The following is a 17,869-nucleotide window of genomic DNA, read 5'->3' as shown; positions in this document are numbered from 1 at the left end:
CGTTCTCCCCGTATTTACGCGGAGCTTGTCCGCAAGCTGTCCGCAGTGCCCCCCAGAGCCTGCCGCATGATCGCTTCGGCTGCGCCTCTGGTCCGGTCTTCCGCGGTGGGCCAGAGGTGAGAATACGTGTTTAGCGTGATGCTGGGGCTGGAGTGTCCTAAAGCTCTTTGCACCGTCACGACATCACACCCGGCAGCAATGAGACCTGATGCATAGAAGTGTCGAAGGCTGTGCGGAGTGAAGTTCTCCCATTCTTGGCTCTGGGCCGTGCGCTTCCAGGCGTCCAGTACGCGGCCATAACGCGGGGGTTGGTGACCCGAACCGCGAAATAACCACTGGGCCTCACCTGCGGTGCCGTGTTTGGCGACATATGCGCCGATGGCTTCAATCAGGTCGCTTGCTGCATACACGTCCCGCTCCGAACCGTGTTTAGGCGGCGTCGTTGTGACTACGGGGCCGGTCGCTCTGGTCACTTGGCGACGCACTCGAATGATGCGTCGCAGGAAGTCGATATCCGTCAATTGCAACGCTTGTGCTTCGCCGACGCGCAGACCCGCAAACGCGCAGACCTTGAGCATGAGCTCGAACCACTCTTCGGCTTCATCGAGAAGGGCGGAAACCTGCGCGGGTTCTGGAATGACCATGGAGACTTCGCTGCGTCGTTGCCGCGGTAGCTGCACCCCGTCGAGAGGATCGAAGGCCAATGACCGATCTCGGACCGCTGCGCGAAGGACAGTGCGCACATTGCTGACACGAGTTCGGATAGTGGAGGGCTGCAGGTCCGCTATCTGCATGGCTTTTACCCAGGACTCACCGTGTGACCTGCGAAGCTTTCGAAACTCGACGTCCGTGAAAGTGCAACTGTTCATGGCTGTGTTCATCGCCGGAATCGTGCTCGCTGCCCAAATCTGCCGAGGAGCCCAGTCACTGTAGAACGTCTTCAGGGTGTGTCGCGATTCCCGAGGGTCGATGTATGTTCCGCTGACGACCGACGCGGTGACCGTATCCAGCCAATGCTGGGCGCTGTTCTCAGGGTCATTCGGATTGTTCTTGAAACGGAAATGCCGGGCGTGCTCTTTACCCTCGCTGTCGCGGTAACGCGCACGCCAAGATCCATTAGGCCTCTTTTTGATGCTGCTCATCGGTTGTCCATGGGTCCGACATGCGAATCCACCGCGGATGCCGCAACGGTAGCGAGAACCTCGACAACGCCGTCACGAAGCTCCTCAGTCTCGAATTGCGCGCCGATGCCGTTTAGTACGAAGTTGTCTTCCCACTCACGCACCTTCCATCTCAGAAGGCCCTGGACATCTGAGACCGGATCGGATGACGGAAGGTCGGCCAGCACCTCTGGGTATAGCTCGGCGATGAAGGCGAGTCCATTCAATTCCTCCGCGGCCAAAATAAGCGACTGGTGCGCGGAGCGCAGTGCGGTGTCGACCTTCTCTTCTCGACGTTTGAAATCGTCAGCCGGCGGTACCGCGTCTTCGAAGTCGGCCAGAGAGAAGCCCAGCACTTGTGCAATCGTGATCGCTTCGCTTAACCGCAGCGCACGGGTGCCCTTTTCAATCCGAGACACTGCCGAGTTGTCGAGCGTAAGGCCCTTGTCTGCCAACAGTGTCGAAACATCCTTCTGACTCATGCCGAGCGCCTGGCGGCTACTCAGCACCATTGACCCGAAGCGCTGCTCGGCCGTCCACTCGTTGTTATGCATAGTTGCAGCCTATTGCAGTTTGGACGAAACGGTGTAAAGTTGCGATACCGCAGATCCCTGCGAATTCGCATACGAGCTGGAATGGCATATGACAATTCAACCGCCCGAACCCGCACACCGCCTTCGCCGTCTTCTCACTCTCGAGGAAACAGCCGAGGTGCTCCGCAAGACACCGTCGCAGCTGCGCTGGCTCATCCACGTAGACAAGGCACCCCCGAGCGCGCTGGTTGGCGGTAGGAGGCTCTTCGACGCCGACCGTGTTGCCGCATGGATTGACTCTCAATTCGAAGACGCGCACAACAGGGGTAACTAGTCGTGGATACAACTGGAATGGATCTCGGTCTTCCGGCACCTGCCTATGGCGACCCGACAGGGGAGACCGCTGTCCGAAACCTGATGCGTGACATCGAACACGCACCTCGAACCGACTGGCGGCTCAGTGGTCCCCGCAAAGTGGTCGACGGCGACGAACCTGAACTGTCGCGCCACTCGGTGACGGTTCTTCTCGAACCTGCGGTAGTGGTCGCCTTTCTTCGATTCCTCAACGAACACGGAGAAGTGAACGAGAGCCGATCAGGGAAGTCATACCGAGCGCGACTCACGAAAAAAGCCCCCGGAATGAGCTGGAACTCATCCGAGGGCAACAACCGAAGCACCAACTGCGAAGAAGGAGAACGATCGAATGTCTAGCGTACAGATCACAGATTACACCCGCCAGGTAGGAGAGCCCGGGGCTGCCGGCTTCGAGCTTTGCATCAGCGGCCACACCCCGATCACGCTCGAGTCACCCGAACAGTGTCTCGAGCTGGTGGATGCGCTGCAGGACACCGCCGCAAAATTCATCCGTGTCGAAGCCGAGAACGAAGGCCGCGACGTCCGAGAGCTCGAAGTCGATCGCGTCAAACTCATCATCCCCGGCGCTTTCATGCACGTCATGAAGGTGGTCTACAACTCCGACATCTACGAACCGGGAAAGCTAACCGTCATCGAGCAGCCCAGCCCCGACAGCCTCACCGGACATGCTGCGGCACACCCCGGCATCCGACCCGGCGACCAAATCGTCTATGACGCTGAGGACGACGGTGATCCCTGGATCTGGGAACACGTGGGATTCTTCCGAACCCTGCACATGCTCAATTCCGTTCCCGGCAAACACCAGTTCAACGTGCTTGTCGAGGAAGTCGAGGTCAACGCATGATCCACATCACCACTGGCCTGAACCTCGAATCGCGAGAGCCGCTCACGGTCGCAATCCGGCTGACCGAGAACCCCATTCATCTGACACCTGACGAAGCGCGCGCGGCCGGCGTGCGTCTCATCGAAGCGGCACACAAGATCGAGCAGAAGCCGAAGTCAGAGTGGCCCTAATCAACGATGAGCAACGGTCTCGCCATAACTCCGTGAAACACCCAGCCGTTACCCCCGCGACCCTAGGAAAGGAGAATCGTGACCGACCTACGAGTGCCTGAACGATATCTCATGGACCGCCGGATCGCGCGTCTTCAACCAGCCGACTTCTGCTCATTCGTCATGGCCAGCCTGTGGAGTGTTTCTAACCGCACTGACGGAGCGCTAGAGCCCGAGGATCTCCCTCTCGTGCCGATGTTCAACAATGCGTCAATCCCGGCGCTGGTCGAACGAGGCCTATGGAACGAGGTGGCAAACGGGTGGGTGATCGCCGACTACGCGAAAGACCAGACCAGCAAACACGATCTCGAAGTGCTCGAGAATGCGCGTCGTGCTGATCGGGAAAAGAAGGCGCGACAAAGGGCTCAGGCGAAAGCCGACAAACAGCCCTCCTTCTCAGATGGTCCCCGGGACACTCCCCGGGAAATATCCCCGGGAGGACACAGGACAGGACAGGCAAGGGAAGGCGAGGGATATGAAGAAGCAACTGTTGATGAACGAACAGGCGAAGTCACAGACACAGCAGTGCCATCTTGGCCAGTCGCAGCTATCCCTCAGAGCAAGAGCTGCCGAGTATGTGGCACCTACCTTGAGCCTGATTTTCCTTTGACCGTTTGCCCGAAACAGGACACGCAACATGCAGCGGCACGTTCGTCTGCCTAATCACGAACCCTGGAAAGGGGAGCAAATGAACTACCTCAAACAGTTCCAAGACATCCTCAATAATCGCCCCATCCTTTTCACCGATTCGAGTGGAAACCCGTCAGGCGTGGCGGGGCTCGGCGATGTGTCCGAAGGCGGGTTTCATCTCGGACTCGACCTCGCCGCGCATTCGAACGGCACCGCAGACGAGATCAGTGCGGTGCTGACGAAGCACCTCGAGAAGGTCGGGCAGGGAGCATTTCACGCAGTCCTCGTGTCAGCGACGTTCTCGATGTTGGCTCACTATCTGAGTCCCGCTATTGACCAGATCGATGAGGCGGCTGACGAAAATTTGCGCGAGACGCTGCTAGTCGGGTTGGCCGCATACGAGCGGGGTGATCGTCACGTCTGAGAACGAGAGGCCGGCTAAGTTCGTCGCTGGTGTCTTCGTGAACCAGCGGATGGCGCATGTGCTTGACCGGATCACGAACTTCACGGAGATACGAAGCCGCAACCGCGGCCGAGATTCCGAGTTCGATGAAACGCTGATCGCGTTGCGTTACGCCGCCCTCAGTTGGGAAGGTTCCGTCAACAGAACTCCCTCACGGGAATTCACGGAACCGCTGGCAAACTGGTGTACACCAGACCAGATCGCATCACAGCTAGGCATAACCCCTAGTGCGATCAGGAAAGCGATCCGCGCCGGCACTCTCCGCGGACAGAAGCACGAAGGCAGATGGCGAATAAGCCGCGCCGACTACGAGAACTATCGACGCGCCCGCTAACAACTCAACACATCGAAGCCCCGCAGCCATCAAACGCTGCGGGGCTTCACTCACTTAAGGACACCGCATGAACGGCACCACTCCGGAAGGAGCAACCCTCGCCCGGCCCAGCCGCCGCACGTACCTCGAACACAAACTGTTCGGGCTCCCCGCAGACTCCAACTCTGAGACAGCTATCTCGTACCGTGACGCTGCAGACCGGGCCTCGTACCTGGGCGCTGAGAGCGAAGCAGTTGACCTCCTCGAACGAGCTCAGCGATCGACGGACGACATCCTCGCTCGCGCCATCCTCGAGGTCGCTGTTGCTCGGAACTGGACCGAAGTCGTCAACCGCTGGAACGCAGACCCCGCCGGGACAGCCGACCTCATCGAACTCATCAACCTCACCCACTAACCAAGGAGAACCCATGTCAACCGCACACATCGCCGAGCAGATCAAAGCAGTCCGAGCCCGCGCCGAAAGCACATCGAATGTCGGCTACGGCGAGATCCAGCAGATCGACAAAGACCCCAACCTGAGTGATACGTACCGGAAGCAACTCCGAGGTGAGAAGGCAGCAGCGGTGAAAGAGCGGCTTGCTGCGCTTCGTGACGAAGAGAAGAGCATCATCACCCGTGCAATCACCGAAGCCGAGCGCACTCTCGACTCCAAGGTTGGCGGCTCAGGTGCAGACCTCATCGCGTTCCGTGACGCGCAGGACCGAGCCGAGCGTTTGCAGGATCAGGACTCGGCGCGGCAGATGCTCGCCCGCGCTCTCCGCAACGACGACCACACTCTCGCGCACGCCGTGTTCCGTCGTGGTGTTGACACTGGTTGGCAGGACGTCATCAACCTGTTCAAGCAGGAGAACCCCAACAGTGCATCAGCAGCGACGGACTTGCAGAACCTCCAAGAGGAACTGAGCAACGGCATGTCCCGAGCGATGCACTACGCGTTCCTCGTCTAGACCCAGGGGGAGGGCTCCCGTCGATCACTCCCCAAAACCCTCCGGGAATAGACATGATCCCTCCCCGGCCTTTTTTCCACCCAAAGGCCCCTGGTCTGCCTCATTTCATGCGCTTCAGAATCGTCCCAAGATCTTGAATATCACGCGAAATGCGACGCAGCGAATCGGTTTCCATGATGGTGGGGCCGAGGATTGCGAGATTCAGTTGGTAGTTCTCAGCGAAGGAATGGGACTCGTCCATGGTGCTGTATGACGTAGCCACTTCGTATTCGCTCGGGAGATCATTCTGATTGCTCATATAGCCCTTTACCGTGTCGAGCGGATAAGCAATTGACGCACCAGGGGCCAGCGTTTTGAAGACAATGTCCCCACCGAACGCCGTATTGATCTTCGCCATTACATCTGAATTCGATTGCTCATCGGCGTACTTTGCGCCGGAGGATCGGAAATTAGGGCTGACGTTCAACCTCACATTGCGTGCTGTTGTCTGACCCGTATTCCTAACTCGGATCGTTATGGTTCCGTCAACGATGTTGAAGTTCTTCGGTAATTCCTGCTTCCGAACGTCGACATCGACCACGACATACGGGCGGTATAGCGCGAGGTTTGACTCCGCTGTGTCCCGGTTGGCGTCGGTGAGGGCATGGTTCGACTCGACAACCAGGCGCAGTTGATGGAAGGCAATGTAGACGGCTGCTAGGGCAGCGAACGCAGCTACTGCAGCGAACAGGACGCTGAGAGCTGCCCAGAAAGCTGACCATTCCTCAGCCGTTGGCCAGCCGTCTCCGCGCCACCACTCATTTCCCCACATCGCCACAGCGTATCTAAAAGCCAAAACCACAAGGAGCAATCGTGTCTACATTTCGAGAACGTCTCGACGCCGCGAAAGCAGAGCCAAAGGAACGAAGCCAGATAGTTTCGGTTGTAGTTGGTGGGGAACTCGCAGAACTTGTCTTCTACCGAGCTGATTCGAGTGAGTGGGCTGAGGTGACATCCCGCCACCCTGCGCGGCCAAAGACTCTGATCGATCTGCGCTATGGCTACAACTTCCACGCCGTGTGCAAAGAGATTGCACCGTCAACGGGCCGGCTACTCGAGGACGACTCCGAGACGGTCCTAGACGCTGCGGCATGGAAAGACATCCTTGAGGTCATCTCAGGTTCTGAGTTCGCCGCTATCACGGACGCTATCTGGGCGCTGAACGAGTACGACCCGGAACAGCGGGTGAAGCAGCTAAAAAAAGCATCAGCGGGCCGCTCGGAGACGAAGCCCGCCTAGCCCTGAGTCTCGGTATCTCTGTCCGCCGTTTGCGCGGTTGGGAGCCCGCCGAGGAAACGGTCTACGAGTATGACGATGCCGGACGGGTGATCGCCGCAGTGACTTCATCGGAGCCTGAGTTCACGCCGACAGAAGTCGCTCTACTGCTTGCCGCTCGCGCTCGTGATCGGGAAATCGGGCCGCACGGCGTGCCAATGGATATCGCAACCGATCCCTCGATGAGAGATCGAATACGCGTCGACGCGACGGTCGATTTCGTGGCACAGAAGATCGCACAAACCAGGAAGTCCTACGAGCAGGACTACCAACATCAAGACCTCTCTGGGGTCTTTTTTTCTGCCTCCATGACGGCGGACTAGCAGCTCACCTTTATTCGACAAATCTCCGTGGGGCGGAAACGGAATGAGCTATTGGCTCAGGAAAGAACAACCAAAGTAACTCTCGTAGCAAATGTCTCGCAGTATCTCGCGGGCATGAAGCAGGCTGCGGACAAGACCCGAGAGACGGGCACTGAGGCCGAGAAGCTGGCTCAGAAATCACAGGCGTTCGATCAGGTCGGCCGCTCGCTCTTAGCAGTCGGGGCGGTGGCGGGCGTCGCCGTTGGTCTCGCTGTTGCCAAGTTCGCCGAGTTCGACCAGGCGATGTCCTACGTCCAGGCCGCGACGCACGAGACCGCAGACAACATGGGTCTACTGCGGGACGCAGCGATTGAGGCCGGGGCCAGCACCGTCTATTCGGCCACTGAGGCTGCCAACGCAATCGAGGAGCTTGCTAAGGCTGGCGTTTCTACTGCAGACATCCTCGGCGGGGGTCTCAAGGGCGCTCTGAACCTGGCGGCTGCCGGCGGTCTGGGCGTTGCTGAGGCAGCTGGAATTGCCGCCACGTCGCTCAAGACGTTCAACCTGCAGGGCTCGGATATGAGCCACGTCTCTGACCTCCTGGCCGCTGGTGCAGGTAAGGCGATGGGTGACGTCACTGACCTGTCTGCGGCACTCGCGCAGGGCGGCCAGGTTGCGAAGAACACAGGCTTGTCGATCGAGGAGACAACGGGTGCACTCGCAGCGTTCGCATCACAGGGCCTCTTGGGTTCCGACGCGGGTACTTCGTTCAAGGCGATGCTGCAGCGACTCACGCCGCAGTCAGCGGAAGCAAAAGCCAAGATGGACGAACTCGGAATCTCTGCTTACGACGCTCAAGGACAGTTCATCGGCCTGTCGGAGTTTGCCGGCAATCTGCAGGACTCCCTCCGCACTCTCACACCGGAGCAGCGCAACTCGGCGATGGCTACCATTTTTGGTTCTGATGCGGTTCGCGCTGCGACCGTTCTCTACGCCGAGGGTGCTGACGGTATCAAGGAGTGGGAGAACGCGGTCAACGATCAGGGTTACGCCGCCGAGACGGCACGTCAGCGTCTCGATAACCTCCGTGGTGACGTTGAGGCATTAGGCGGCGCTTTCGATACGGCCCTCATCCAAACGGGTGCCACTGCCAATGACACGCTGCGTTGGATGACTCAGGCGGCGACGAACACCGTCGACGCCTACAACGACCTTCCTGAGGGCATCCAGGGCACAGCGATGGCTTTGGGGGGCATCGTGACCGTCGCAGGTCTAGCCGGCGGAGCGTTCTTCACAGCGGTGCCGAAGGTCGCGGCGTTCAAGACTGCTGTCTCGGAGCTTGGCCCCGGTGCGCAACGTGCGGGTGCTCTCTTGACGTCCTCATTCGGTCCCATCGGGCTTGCGATCGCTGCGGCGACGTCGCTCCTAGTCCTGTATGTGGGGGCGCAGGCTCAGGCCAGTGCAGTCGTGCAGGAGCTGACGGACACGTTGGATGAGCAGACGGGCGCTTTCAGTGAAAACACCCGCGCTGTAGTCGTGAAAAAGCTGCAGGATTCTGGCGCATTCGACATCGCTAAGAAGCTCGGCTTGTCGCTCGAGACCGTCACCGATGCTGCGATGGGCAACACGCAGGCGTACGCCGAAGTGAAGCAGGCTGCAGACGACGCATACGGCAGTATGTCCGCCTGGGACCAGTTCTTCGCCGGGTGGAGCATCGACCCCCTGGTCACCGACGTGGGCAGTCTGTCGGGCGCCCTCGACGATTCACGTGAGGCGTTCGGGAACCAGGCTGCTGCTGCGGGGGAGTCCGAGGACAAGACCACCGACGCGGCCACTGCTTACATCGAAGCCGCCACGGAGGCTTCGGGTCTCGGTGAGCAGCTCACGCAGCTCATTGACACGATGAACGCGGCGAACGGTGTGGGGCAGGATGCGGTTTCGTCCAATGCGGCCTACCGCCAGTCAATTGCTGACGCGGATGAGGCTATCCAGAAAGCGCGCGAGGGGGTCGACGGGTACAAGGTCAGTCTCGATGAGACGACAGTCGCCGGCTCAGCGAACGCGGACATGTTGCGTGGTGTGGCTGAGAAATCTCAGGAGGCGGCGAAATCCCAATTTGATCTGGACAACAACACCGCGAACTACAAGGCGACGCTCGAGGCTGGGCGACAGGCGATCTACGATCGCGCTTTGGCCCTCTCTGGGAACGCGGACGAAGCGCAACGTCTGACCGACAAGATTTACGCCATCCCTACGGAGCGTGAGTTTGAGATGTTCGCGAAGACTCAGGATGCCGCTGTGAAGCTGCAGCGCATCCAAGATCTCATCAACGGAATCGGTGCGACGGCTCAACTGCATGTTTCGACTGGACCCGGTGGCGCGGGTGGCATCACGCAGTCAGAGGGTAGTGTGCTCAGCTTCTACGCCAACGGTGGTCTGAACGAGAACCATGTCGCGCAAATCGCGCCAGCCGGGTCGTACCGGGTGTGGGCCGAGCAAGAAACCGGGGGAGAGGCTTACATTCCTCTCGCCGCCTCCAAGCGTGACCGGTCCCTTGCCATCTGGGCTGAGACAGGGAAACGGCTCGGCGTGGACAACTACGCCGACGGGTCCCCGATCTACGCGTCGAGCGGGACTTCGGCACCGATGAGCGTACAACCGACGTCCGTCTCGCTGGAAGGCGCAACACTCATGGTGCGGGACGCCGATGGGTCGCTCATCGGCCGCATGCGTGTCGAAGCAGACGCGCGCATCAAACGCGCCGCCAGCGATTATGACAGGCGAGTTAGGAACGGATGGCATAAGCGCTGAAAGCCAAAATGTCCCGAAACCGGTGTGGAAAAAACGTCGTGAATAGACGGTGCCTACTCCCGGAGGGGCTAGGGGATGCGGAGTGAGGGCCCCTGCCCCTGGGGATGGTTCGTAAGTTCAGAGCCACGGCCAGTCCGTTGTTACCGCGATTAGCAATGCGCTCAGACAGTTACCTATCATCCCCATCACCCCTTTCAGATGTGGCTTCCAACCGGAAACAAATAGTGCGAGTTCCGTTGTCACTACAGCTATAAAGGTTGCAGCTATTGCTGCGACTGGCCCTGTCTCGCCACTGAAAGCGACTCTCAACCGGCGAACGACTTCACCGTATCAGGCCCAAAACGCCCCCTATTCTCTGTGTGTGAAAACGGTCTATCCCCGGAGGGTTTGGGAGGAAGGGTTAGGGGGAACCGGCCCCTGGGTGTCTAGCCGAGCGAACCTGACCGGCGGACGATTGGGGCGACGAGTCTTGCTCGCAAAGTCTCGTTTTCAAAAGGTGTGGTTGAGGACGCCCAACTATGCACTGATCTAGGTCGCGGTGCGGTACAGGAAGTTTCTCGGAGGGTGAAACGTTTGAAATGGAAGATCGCGCTCACCGCCGTGTTCTCGATGTGGCATCCCAATAGAGTCATACGCTCGTTCAGATGTCGAGTAACGGCCGGTCATTGCGCTAAGGCCAAGCAGTACGCGCTAGTGTCAAGTGACATCGCGGCTCGAGAAGCACAACCTGCTTCTGTTCGAGGAGGGAGGATGACCATGCCCAGGAACATGTCTGCGCCACATCAAGCGGCGCGCCAAGTGCGCATTGACAAATGGAACGTCGATGGGAGGGTGAAGCTCCCCATTGACCCACACGTGATTGCCAAGAACCTCGGCATACAGGTCCATGTGGTGGCCCTGGAACCGAACGTCGCTGGCTTCTTGCTACGGCAAGACGGGGGGCCTGCGGAGGCTTACCTCAGCGAGTCGGACTCACCGAAGCGTCGAAAATTCACCCTCGCTCACGAAATCGGTCATTTCATCCAGAATGAGAACAACGACACCATCGGATATGTCGAGAATCGCGATGAGTTGTCTTCGCAGGGAACGGACCCTCACGAGCGGTGGGCTAACCAATTCGCCGCGGAACTGCTTATGCCGGCGTTCCTTCTCAACAAGTGGTGGGCAGAGGGGTTGTCGCCGGAGACAATCCGACTCAAGCTCGATGTATCCAGCCAGGCCTTAGCCTTCCGGATGAGAAACCTTGGCCTCTTGAATGGCTGATGATCAAGGGTTCTCCAAATTCCTTGAGGAGAGGCTTCGAGTAGCGGCTGAGATCGAACGGGCGCAAAAAAGAGCAGCGGATCTAGAGGCGGCTGCGGCGTCCAAAGACGCTCAAGGGGCTGTCGAACCGGAGGAATCGTCTGCGGAATCGCTGGCTGCCGTCAAGCTTCGTCAGCGCCAACAGCGGATCGCCTTACGTAAGAAGTTGGCCGACTACGCGATTTGGATAGTGATCGTGCAACTAGGTCTGGCAAACCTATTCTTCGGGTTTTACCTCTACATGAATGCGGTAAATCCAGAACCGACAGTAATGGTCGCGTGGCTGTCAGCGACGGTGGTCGAAGTAATTGGCATCCTCTGGGTCATCGCTCGCAGCCTTTTCCCGTTCCAAGACAAGAGCCTTCGGTCGGACAGAGCAGCTACCAAATAACCTGAGTTGTCCGAGTTCCTCTCATAGTTATCCACAGGATATTCCACCCATCAGAACGCGTTTCGATTCGCCGTAGGGCTGTGGATAACTACATCGCTGTAATTCGATTTCGGGTCTCGGAATCGTGTTTTGGAATCTAAGTGCCTGGTTTTCCCCTGCAATTACGCCCCCGGGGATTGCATTCCGGGTACCGGTAGTTATCCACAGGTGCGGCGTTTCTATAACTCAAAATGTCGCAGGTTGGTCTAGATCACGCTGAGAGGCCGGAAACCCGCGCTACATTTACTTCAACGATTTTTCACGGGGGAGATTTGATGACAGAGCGGTCCGCTGACGAGATTTATATTGACCAGTACATCTCGCAACCGAAAGAGCATCGGACTCTCGAGTTCAAGGCCGCTCGGAATTCTTTTTCCTTCGATGAGACCCTCAAGTACTGCGCGGCCATTTCAAACGAGGGGGGCGGTGCGCTCATCCTCGGAGTCTCGGATAGTTACCCGAGGGTTGTGCATGGAACCGCGGCATTTCGCAGCTCAGAGAAGACCGAATTTGATCTCTTCAAGAAGTTGAATTTGAAGGTCATGATTCAGGAACGGGTCTACGAGGGTAAGCGGGTTTTGGTCTTTCAGATTCCAAACCGCCCCTCTGGTTATCCCATACACGTTGATGGGAGCTACTGGATGCGGTCAGGCGAGAGTCTTGTGCCGATGTCACAAGACGAACTCAGAAAGATCTTCGATGAACCAAAGGGGCATTTCCTAAAGCGCATTGCGAGGGACGGGCTCAGCTACGCAGACTTGGGGCTCTTGCTGGACATTCCCGAATTCTTCACGTTGGCATCGCTTCCGATGCCATCGGATCCAAGCGAGGTTGTAGCTCGACTGGCGTCCTGGAAGTTTGTGTCCGTCGCCCCTGATTCTTCCATTGGGATCACCAACATGGGGGCGCTGCTCTTTGCTCGCAATCTTGAGAACTTCCCCGACTTAGAACACAAGCGGTTGCGCATCACGAAGTACGACGGTGATACCAAAGTAACGGCGGTGAACGACCATTTCGAGAATGGAGGATACGCAGCCAGCTTTGCGAAGGTTCTGGCATTGCTAGCCGCAATGCTGCCCGTCAATGAGGACATCAAGACTTCGCTTCGAGCCACGGTCCCGCTATACCCCGAGGTTGCTCTCCGCGAGTTTTTGGCGAACGCATACATTCACCAGGACTTCGAACAAATCGGGGTGGCGTTGTCCATCGACATTTACGCGAACAGGCTTGAGATTGTGAATCCTGGGAAGCCGGTTATTCACGTGACTCGCTTCGTGGACGATTCGCAGTCGCGCAACCCAGAACTCTCATCGGCGATGTTGAAGCTCGGCATCTGTGAATCCCGGGGTAGCGGTATAGACCGGGTGCTGGGAGAACTCGAGTTTCACCAGGTCGCTGCGCCGCTGTTCTCAGAAGGCAGCAGTTCCACTCGGGTTACGTTGCTGAGCCGCCGAATGTTCGAACAGATGACCCCTGAGGAGCGCGTGTGGAGTGCGTTCCTTCACTGCTGCCTTCGTTACGTGAGCGGAGGTTTCATGACGAATTCAACGCTCCGAGCCCGCTTTGGTCTGAACGCCAATAAGTCGACGCACACATCATTGGTCATTGCGAATGCCATTGATGCAGGACTCATCAAGCTTGATCCGGCTGTGTCCTCTGCTAAAAAGTCCGCGAGATATGTACCTGAGTATGCCTAGCTCGGTGAAATACGCATCAATCGAACCGAACCCACGCCATCGGGTCGTGCGCTAGCCGATCGCCGCACCCTATGCATGAGAGCTTGAAAGGCTTTTCCGAGGGCGCTCCGAGCTGGACCGACACAGGCTCCCCGCACACCTTGCATGTTGCCCCAAAGTCGCTCATGACTTCACCATAGTGAGTGCGTTGTTACACATCGAGAATTGGGGCCGGCAGCAGTATTTAGTCCGTCCGGCCCCAAACGGCTTCAGCCCTTCCGATTACGCGGATCGTTGCCGGGATAGATGGTGTCCTTCGCCCTGATTGCACCATTCGTGCCGTGAACGATCAGTTCACCCCCGCCGTGGTTTTGCAGATAGATGCGGGCGCTGTCCCAAGCGAGGCTCTGCGTAGAGTGATTCGACAGGGCGTTTCCGCCCACCGAGACTTGCCACAAGGGCCCGTTCGGTACTACATGTGCTGACGCCATCGTCAGACTCCTTTCGTTGCGCTGAGGCTAGCCCGACCGTAAGCCAAAGGAAAGGACGAATAACCCATGCGGTAGTGTCCAGCCATGCGCGTCGGTGAGAGCTGGGCCTATAGGGCGAAGAAGGGTGCTGTGCTAACCGAAGCCGAGGTGACGCGGCTCATTGCAGACCATCCACCACGCGCACGGGTGCTCTTCCTATCGGGACCTGACGAAGGCCGGGAGAAGTGGGTGCCGGCGGGCCGTCTCAAGACTCTCTGGTCTGACCGGGTTGAGTTCCTGGATCGGGAAGCTGTTTGGGAACGCTTGGAAGCTGACGGGCGGCCCGACTCGGCCGAGCAGGACGCCGCTTGGGCGATGTTCGAACAGGTACGCCCAGGGTTCATCACTATCTATGGCAGCGTCGATATGGGCATAGGTGCGGTTCGAGATATGTCCGGCCTTTGCCGATTCCTTGGTTGGGAAGAGAGCCGAATCACTAACGATGGCGAACCTCCCGTCAGCGAGGAAGGCTTACTGATCCGATGGGGCATCACCAAGACGATTGCTCAACGAATGGCCGAGCTCTCGCCAGATGAGGTGTTCGATCTCTACGACGGCGAAGTGAAGCGTGCCACCGAGCGCGGTGAGGACTTCGTATTCGAGTACATGCAAGCAGCGCACGTGCGGGAACCGGAGGCAAGGGAGTTCGCCCGGCAGCGTGGTCACCTCGAGGTGCCCGCAGGTGTCGCCCTTCTCGCGCGGTGGGCCGGTGTTGATGGCCCGGGGGCGGCTGTTACCCGTCTCGCGCTGGAACGCGACTACGACCGCTTGGCCGAGTTCGCTCTACGTGCCCTTCCTTACCTCGAGAAGCGATCGCAGAAGCAGACGCAGATTGGGTGGGACATCGAAGAGGCTATTCGTAGGCACCGAGCAGGTCTCGAAGAAGCTGACAAAGCCGCGGAGTCGTAACAAAACTCGGGCCGCGCTTGAGAACTGTCTGGCACAAAGCGTCATGAAAGAGGCGGCGCGTACTTACTCATGAGAGAGCCCAACTGGGCCGCTGCGTCGTCCTCGTCGTCCATCTCGATGATCACCGGAACGGCAGCAGACACGAGCAGGTAGGAAACAACACGTTCACCGGCATCAGTCAACGATATGTGTGGAAGCCACTCCGTTCGTGACTGCGTAACGATCGAGCGGATAACGTTCCTGTAGGCCCCAGCCTCGAGGTTGCTGATCTCATACGAGGTGCCGGCGTAGTTGATAGAAGCCATACCCAACGGTAGGCGTAGTCCGCATTCAGTCCGCAACAGCATCCATTCGAGGCCGTGAGTGCCAGCCACCCACAATCACCGCAGCCCCGGAAAGTCGCGACTCCCAACTCGTGTCTACAACTCGCAACCACCTATGTCCAGTTCATCCTGAACTAGCTGGCCACGCTGCGGCGAGGCGTGGCGCCTGCACGCGCCGAGTCTCAGAACTCGTCGGAGTACTGAACGGGCAAGGCCTCTTCGGCCTTCACCGGAACGGCCGTCGTCGACCAGTTGCTGATGCGCCCGCGGATATCGCGCAGGGACGCCTCAACGGCCTCATCGTTCGCCGAATCGTCGTCGATGTCGAGTTCGACGGGAATAGCGACGAGTTCGCTGGATGCGTCGAGCGTCATCTTCGCCTCGACGCGCTTGCCGGTTTCGGTATAAGCGGGCACGCTCACCGCTTCCGAGTGCGCTGCGCGACCGATCGAGGTGACGAGGTCGAGCAGGGCGTCGGAGATGGCGTCCGTGGTGACGAAGGTCTTGGACGCGTAGGTGATTTCTTGCATACCTGAATCTTGTCCGATGGTGCAGTTTTCGGATAGGCGTTGCCGATTCATGCCGCGCCCGGTATGCGTTTTCGTCTGCGACCGGCCGGGTTGTGGTGGCTGTCGGCATTCACGTCGCCGATTCAGCCCTCAGCGAGGTCGGATGTCGCGGCGCCCGCTCTTTGGCAGAATGCTGTCATGGCCAAGAAACCTTCCGTGTCGTTCCGTTCCGATCTGCTCGCCGAGGCGCTCGAGAAGCAGGACATGGCCCAGGTGGCGCTGGCGCTGCGCAACGACCGCCTGGTGGTGCCGCTGTCGAAGCCGGCGCCTCGCGACAAGCCGACCGCTCCGGGCGAGGTGTGGATGTATCGTCGCCCTGAGGATGGCCGCCTCGCGTTGCTCGTCTTCTCCGACGCTAAGAACAAGCCCGAAGCCCTGCCGCCTTTCGTCGCAGCCCAGGATGGCGCGTGGTTGCACGAATTCTTGCGGGTGCACGGCGACGAGATCGAGACGGTCTTCTTCGACATCGCGGGCCCGCACCCGATGCAGGCTCACCCGGCCGAGTTGCTCCGCGTGCTCGACCTCGATGGCGGTTCGCCGCCGCTCGACCCGGGTGTCGTCGCGCCGTAGTAAGTCGTGCGCGTCGGCGTGCCCCGTCGCGCCACCTGGAGCTCGCCGTGCGGCGCCTGGAGCCCCCTGGGCGTCGCTAGAAGGCGGCGTCGAGTTCTCGCTCACGCGGCGTCGATGCGGCTCTCTGTGCGAGCCTCAGGGCCTCCCGTAGAGTCGATGCCTCGGCATCGATGATCGTTTTGTAGCCGAGCCGCTGTGCCTCTGATCGCCGTTGCCGCGCGCCGTTCACGGGACGCACCTCGCCCGCGAGGCTGATCTCGCCGAACGTGGCGACATCGTGGGGGATGGCCAAATCCTTGACGGCCGATGCCACGGCGATGGCGATCGCGAGATCGGCGCCGGGCTCGGCCAGCCGCACCCCGCCGACCGTCGACACATAGACGTCTTTATCGGCCAGCTTCACGCCGGCGCGCCGCTCGAGCACGGCCAGCAGCATGGCCAGCCGCGAGCCATCGACTCCGTTGGTCACTCGACGCGGGTTGGGTGTGGAACTCGGCGCCACGAGCGCCTGCACCTCGACGGGCAGCGGCCGCTTGCCCTCGAGTGCGATGGCGACGGCCGTGCCCGACACCGCGAGCCCCCGGCTGAGGAACAGGCTGCTGGGGTCGGGGACCTCTTCGATGCCGTCGCCCGTCATCTCGAAGCATCCGACCTCGTCCGTGGGCCCGAAGCGGTTCTTGAGCGCCCGCACGAAGCGCAGCGATGTCTGTCGGTCGCCCTCGAAGTGGCACACGACATCGACCAGGTGTTCGAGCAATCGCGGCCCGGCCACGGTGCCGTCTTTCGTGACGTGCCCGACGATGAGAACAGGCAGGTTGCGCTCTTTGGCGACACGGATGAGGGTGGCCGCCACTTCGCGCACCTGCGCCGGCTGCCCGGCCAAGCCGTCGCTCATCGACGACGACACGGTCTGCACGGAGTCGACGATCAACAAGCTCGGCTCGACCGCGTCGACCTGCCCCAGGATGGTGGCGAGATCGGTCTCTGCCGCCAGGAACAGGTTGGGGGTGAGTGCGCCCGTGCGGCTGGCGCGCAAACGCACCTGGCCCACCGATTCTTCGGCGCTCACATAGAGCACTCGGGCGCCCTGGGCCGCGCGCGCGGCCACCTCGAGCAGCAGCGTCGACTTGCCCACGCCCGGCTCTCCCGACAGCAGAATGGCCGCACCGGGAACGATGCCGCCGCCCAGCACGCGGTCGAACTCGCCGATTCCACTCGCCCAGCGCAGGAATTCGGTCTCGGGCAGATCGGTGATGGGCCGCGCGCTGCGGGCATCGCTGACGCGCACCGGCGCCAATCGGGCGAGCTGGCCGATGTCGTTGGTGCTCTCGACCACGGTGCCCCATGCCTGGCACTGACCGCACCGGCCGACCCATTTGATCGTCTTCCAGCCGCACTCGGTGCAGGTGAATTGGGAGCTGGGTTTGGCCATACGAGGAGCCTAACCGGCACCACCGACAACGAGCGGATGTCGTCATCCCGGCTCGATTCGCGCTCGACCGCTTCGGTCAACTACACTCTTTCTCGGTGGCGTGTCCGAGCGGCCTAAGGAGCACGCCTCGAAAGCGTGTGAACGTGAAAGCGTTCCGTGGGTTCAAATCCCACCGCCACCGCCACGAGCCCCTGACTCTTCCGAGA

Annotated in this window: 24 protein-coding genes and 1 tRNA gene; 18 read left to right on the top strand and 7 right to left on the bottom strand. The window is 59.8% G+C overall.

The window, feature by feature from the left end; translation table 11 throughout:
* Nucleotides 1-14 precede the first annotated feature (14 nt).
* Both ACZ6IE_RS11870 and ACZ6IE_RS11865 read right to left on the bottom strand, forming a co-directional pair.
* Nucleotides 15-1,142 (bottom strand): tyrosine-type recombinase/integrase, encoded by a 1,128-nt coding sequence (locus tag ACZ6IE_RS11870; RefSeq protein ID WP_464608111.1) that lies wholly within the window; start codon nt 1,140-1,142, stop codon nt 15-17.
* The gene (locus tag ACZ6IE_RS11865) at nt 1,139-1,714 is read right to left on the bottom strand and encodes a helix-turn-helix domain-containing protein (protein ID WP_464608110.1); all 576 of its coding nucleotides are present in this window, start codon (nt 1,712-1,714) and stop codon (nt 1,139-1,141) included. Before ACZ6IE_RS11865 ends, ACZ6IE_RS11870 begins: the two co-directional genes overlap by 4 nt.
* Nucleotides 1,715-1,802: 88 nt before the next feature.
* Between ACZ6IE_RS11865 and ACZ6IE_RS11860 the strand changes: the two genes are divergently transcribed.
* The 9 genes from ACZ6IE_RS11860 (at nt 1,803) to ACZ6IE_RS11820 (ending at nt 5,495) form a co-directional block, all read left to right on the top strand.
* The gene (locus ACZ6IE_RS11860; protein ID WP_464608109.1) at nt 1,803-2,027 is read left to right on the top strand and encodes a helix-turn-helix transcriptional regulator; all 225 of its coding nucleotides are present in this window, start codon (nt 1,803-1,805) and stop codon (nt 2,025-2,027) included.
* 17 nt (nt 2,028-2,044) lie between these two features.
* Nucleotides 2,045-2,404 (top strand): hypothetical protein, encoded by a 360-nt coding sequence (locus ACZ6IE_RS11855; RefSeq protein WP_464608108.1) that lies wholly within the window; start codon nt 2,045-2,047, stop codon nt 2,402-2,404.
* Nucleotides 2,397-2,912, top strand: coding sequence for a hypothetical protein (locus ACZ6IE_RS11850; RefSeq protein ID WP_464608107.1), 516 nt, complete (start codon nt 2,397-2,399; stop codon nt 2,910-2,912). The genes ACZ6IE_RS11855 and ACZ6IE_RS11850 overlap by 8 nt, the downstream gene beginning before the upstream one ends.
* Entirely contained in the window at nt 2,909-3,082 is a 174-nt protein-coding gene (locus ACZ6IE_RS11845; protein WP_464608106.1) for a hypothetical protein, read from the top strand. The genes ACZ6IE_RS11850 and ACZ6IE_RS11845 overlap by 4 nt, the downstream gene beginning before the upstream one ends.
* Before the next feature lie 78 nt (nt 3,083-3,160).
* A complete protein-coding gene (locus ACZ6IE_RS11840; protein WP_464608105.1) occupies nt 3,161-3,784 on the top strand; it encodes a hypothetical protein in 624 nt (207 codons plus the stop codon).
* 25 nt (nt 3,785-3,809) lie between these two features.
* On the top strand, nt 3,810-4,175 hold the full coding sequence (locus tag ACZ6IE_RS11835) for a hypothetical protein (protein ID WP_464608104.1): 366 nt from the start codon (nt 3,810-3,812) through the stop codon (nt 4,173-4,175).
* 49 nt (nt 4,176-4,224) lie between these two features.
* On the top strand, nt 4,225-4,548 hold the full coding sequence (locus ACZ6IE_RS11830; protein WP_464608633.1) for a helix-turn-helix domain-containing protein: 324 nt from the start codon (nt 4,225-4,227) through the stop codon (nt 4,546-4,548).
* A 67-nt stretch (nt 4,549-4,615) separates the two neighbouring features.
* Nucleotides 4,616-4,942 (top strand): hypothetical protein, encoded by a 327-nt coding sequence (locus tag ACZ6IE_RS11825; protein WP_464608103.1) that lies wholly within the window; start codon nt 4,616-4,618, stop codon nt 4,940-4,942.
* A 13-nt stretch (nt 4,943-4,955) separates the two neighbouring features.
* A complete protein-coding gene (locus ACZ6IE_RS11820; protein ID WP_464608102.1) occupies nt 4,956-5,495 on the top strand; it encodes a hypothetical protein in 540 nt (179 codons plus the stop codon).
* Nucleotides 5,496-5,595: 100 nt separating this feature from the next.
* On the opposite strand, the gene ACZ6IE_RS11815 is transcribed toward ACZ6IE_RS11820, so the two are convergent.
* Nucleotides 5,596-6,312, bottom strand: coding sequence for a hypothetical protein (locus ACZ6IE_RS11815; RefSeq protein WP_464608101.1), 717 nt, complete (start codon nt 6,310-6,312; stop codon nt 5,596-5,598).
* 35 nt (nt 6,313-6,347) lie between these two features.
* Between ACZ6IE_RS11815 and ACZ6IE_RS11810 the strand changes: the two genes are divergently transcribed.
* The 6 genes from ACZ6IE_RS11810 to ACZ6IE_RS11785 all read left to right on the top strand — a co-directional run bounded on the left by ACZ6IE_RS11810 (nt 6,348) and on the right by ACZ6IE_RS11785 (nt 13,351).
* On the top strand, nt 6,348-6,773 hold the full coding sequence (locus ACZ6IE_RS11810) for a hypothetical protein (RefSeq protein WP_464608100.1): 426 nt from the start codon (nt 6,348-6,350) through the stop codon (nt 6,771-6,773).
* An 86-nt stretch (nt 6,774-6,859) separates the two neighbouring features.
* The gene (locus ACZ6IE_RS11805) at nt 6,860-7,132 is read left to right on the top strand and encodes a hypothetical protein (protein WP_464608099.1); all 273 of its coding nucleotides are present in this window, start codon (nt 6,860-6,862) and stop codon (nt 7,130-7,132) included.
* A 114-nt stretch (nt 7,133-7,246) separates the two neighbouring features.
* Nucleotides 7,247-9,922 carry a phage tail tape measure protein gene (locus tag ACZ6IE_RS11800; RefSeq protein WP_464608098.1) on the top strand — a complete coding sequence of 892 codons (2,676 nt, stop codon included), beginning with the start codon at nt 7,247-7,249 and terminating at the stop codon, nt 9,920-9,922.
* Nucleotides 9,923-10,672: 750 nt separating this feature from the next.
* A complete protein-coding gene (locus ACZ6IE_RS11795; RefSeq protein WP_464608097.1) occupies nt 10,673-11,185 on the top strand; it encodes an ImmA/IrrE family metallo-endopeptidase in 513 nt (170 codons plus the stop codon).
* The gene (locus ACZ6IE_RS11790) at nt 11,178-11,615 is read left to right on the top strand and encodes a hypothetical protein (protein WP_464608096.1); all 438 of its coding nucleotides are present in this window, start codon (nt 11,178-11,180) and stop codon (nt 11,613-11,615) included. The genes ACZ6IE_RS11795 and ACZ6IE_RS11790 overlap by 8 nt, the downstream gene beginning before the upstream one ends.
* 314 nt (nt 11,616-11,929) lie before the next feature.
* Nucleotides 11,930-13,351 carry an ATP-binding protein gene (locus tag ACZ6IE_RS11785; protein WP_464608095.1) on the top strand — a complete coding sequence of 474 codons (1,422 nt, stop codon included), beginning with the start codon at nt 11,930-11,932 and terminating at the stop codon, nt 13,349-13,351.
* A 248-nt stretch (nt 13,352-13,599) separates the two neighbouring features.
* Here ACZ6IE_RS11785 and ACZ6IE_RS11780 read toward each other — a convergent pair whose 3' ends face one another.
* The gene (locus ACZ6IE_RS11780) at nt 13,600-13,821 is read right to left on the bottom strand and encodes a DUF2188 domain-containing protein (RefSeq protein WP_464608094.1); all 222 of its coding nucleotides are present in this window, start codon (nt 13,819-13,821) and stop codon (nt 13,600-13,602) included.
* A gap of 84 nt (nt 13,822-13,905) precedes the next feature.
* On the opposite strand from ACZ6IE_RS11780, the gene ACZ6IE_RS11775 reads away from it, so the two are divergent.
* Nucleotides 13,906-14,769: a hypothetical protein gene (locus ACZ6IE_RS11775; RefSeq protein WP_464608093.1), complete on the top strand. Its 864-nt coding sequence runs from the start codon at nt 13,906-13,908 to the stop codon at nt 14,767-14,769.
* A 41-nt stretch (nt 14,770-14,810) separates the two neighbouring features.
* Here the strand turns inward: ACZ6IE_RS11775 and ACZ6IE_RS11770 are convergent, their stop codons facing one another.
* A complete protein-coding gene (locus ACZ6IE_RS11770) occupies nt 14,811-15,074 on the bottom strand; it encodes a hypothetical protein (RefSeq protein WP_464608092.1) in 264 nt (87 codons plus the stop codon).
* A gap of 200 nt (nt 15,075-15,274) precedes the next feature.
* A complete protein-coding gene (locus tag ACZ6IE_RS11765) occupies nt 15,275-15,622 on the bottom strand; it encodes a hypothetical protein (RefSeq protein WP_464608091.1) in 348 nt (115 codons plus the stop codon).
* Nucleotides 15,623-15,799: 177 nt separating this feature from the next.
* On the opposite strand from ACZ6IE_RS11765, the gene ACZ6IE_RS11760 reads away from it, so the two are divergent.
* Nucleotides 15,800-16,231: an SseB family protein gene (locus ACZ6IE_RS11760; RefSeq protein ID WP_077055037.1), complete on the top strand. Its 432-nt coding sequence runs from the start codon at nt 15,800-15,802 to the stop codon at nt 16,229-16,231.
* A 76-nt stretch (nt 16,232-16,307) separates the two neighbouring features.
* On the opposite strand, the gene radA is transcribed toward ACZ6IE_RS11760, so the two are convergent.
* On the bottom strand, nt 16,308-17,663 hold the full coding sequence (gene radA / locus ACZ6IE_RS11755; protein ID WP_464608090.1) for a DNA repair protein RadA: 1,356 nt from the start codon (nt 17,661-17,663) through the stop codon (nt 16,308-16,310).
* Between the two features lie 94 nt (nt 17,664-17,757).
* Here radA and ACZ6IE_RS11750 point away from each other — a divergent pair.
* Nucleotides 17,758-17,847 (top strand) — tRNA-Ser (locus ACZ6IE_RS11750).
* The last annotated feature ends 22 nt before the right edge of the window (nt 17,848-17,869 follow it).

The organism is Okibacterium sp. AC114 (genome assembly GCF_979253355.1).
The sequence above is the reverse complement of the archived record's forward strand: the minus strand, read 5'-3'. Positions and strand labels throughout refer to the sequence as shown.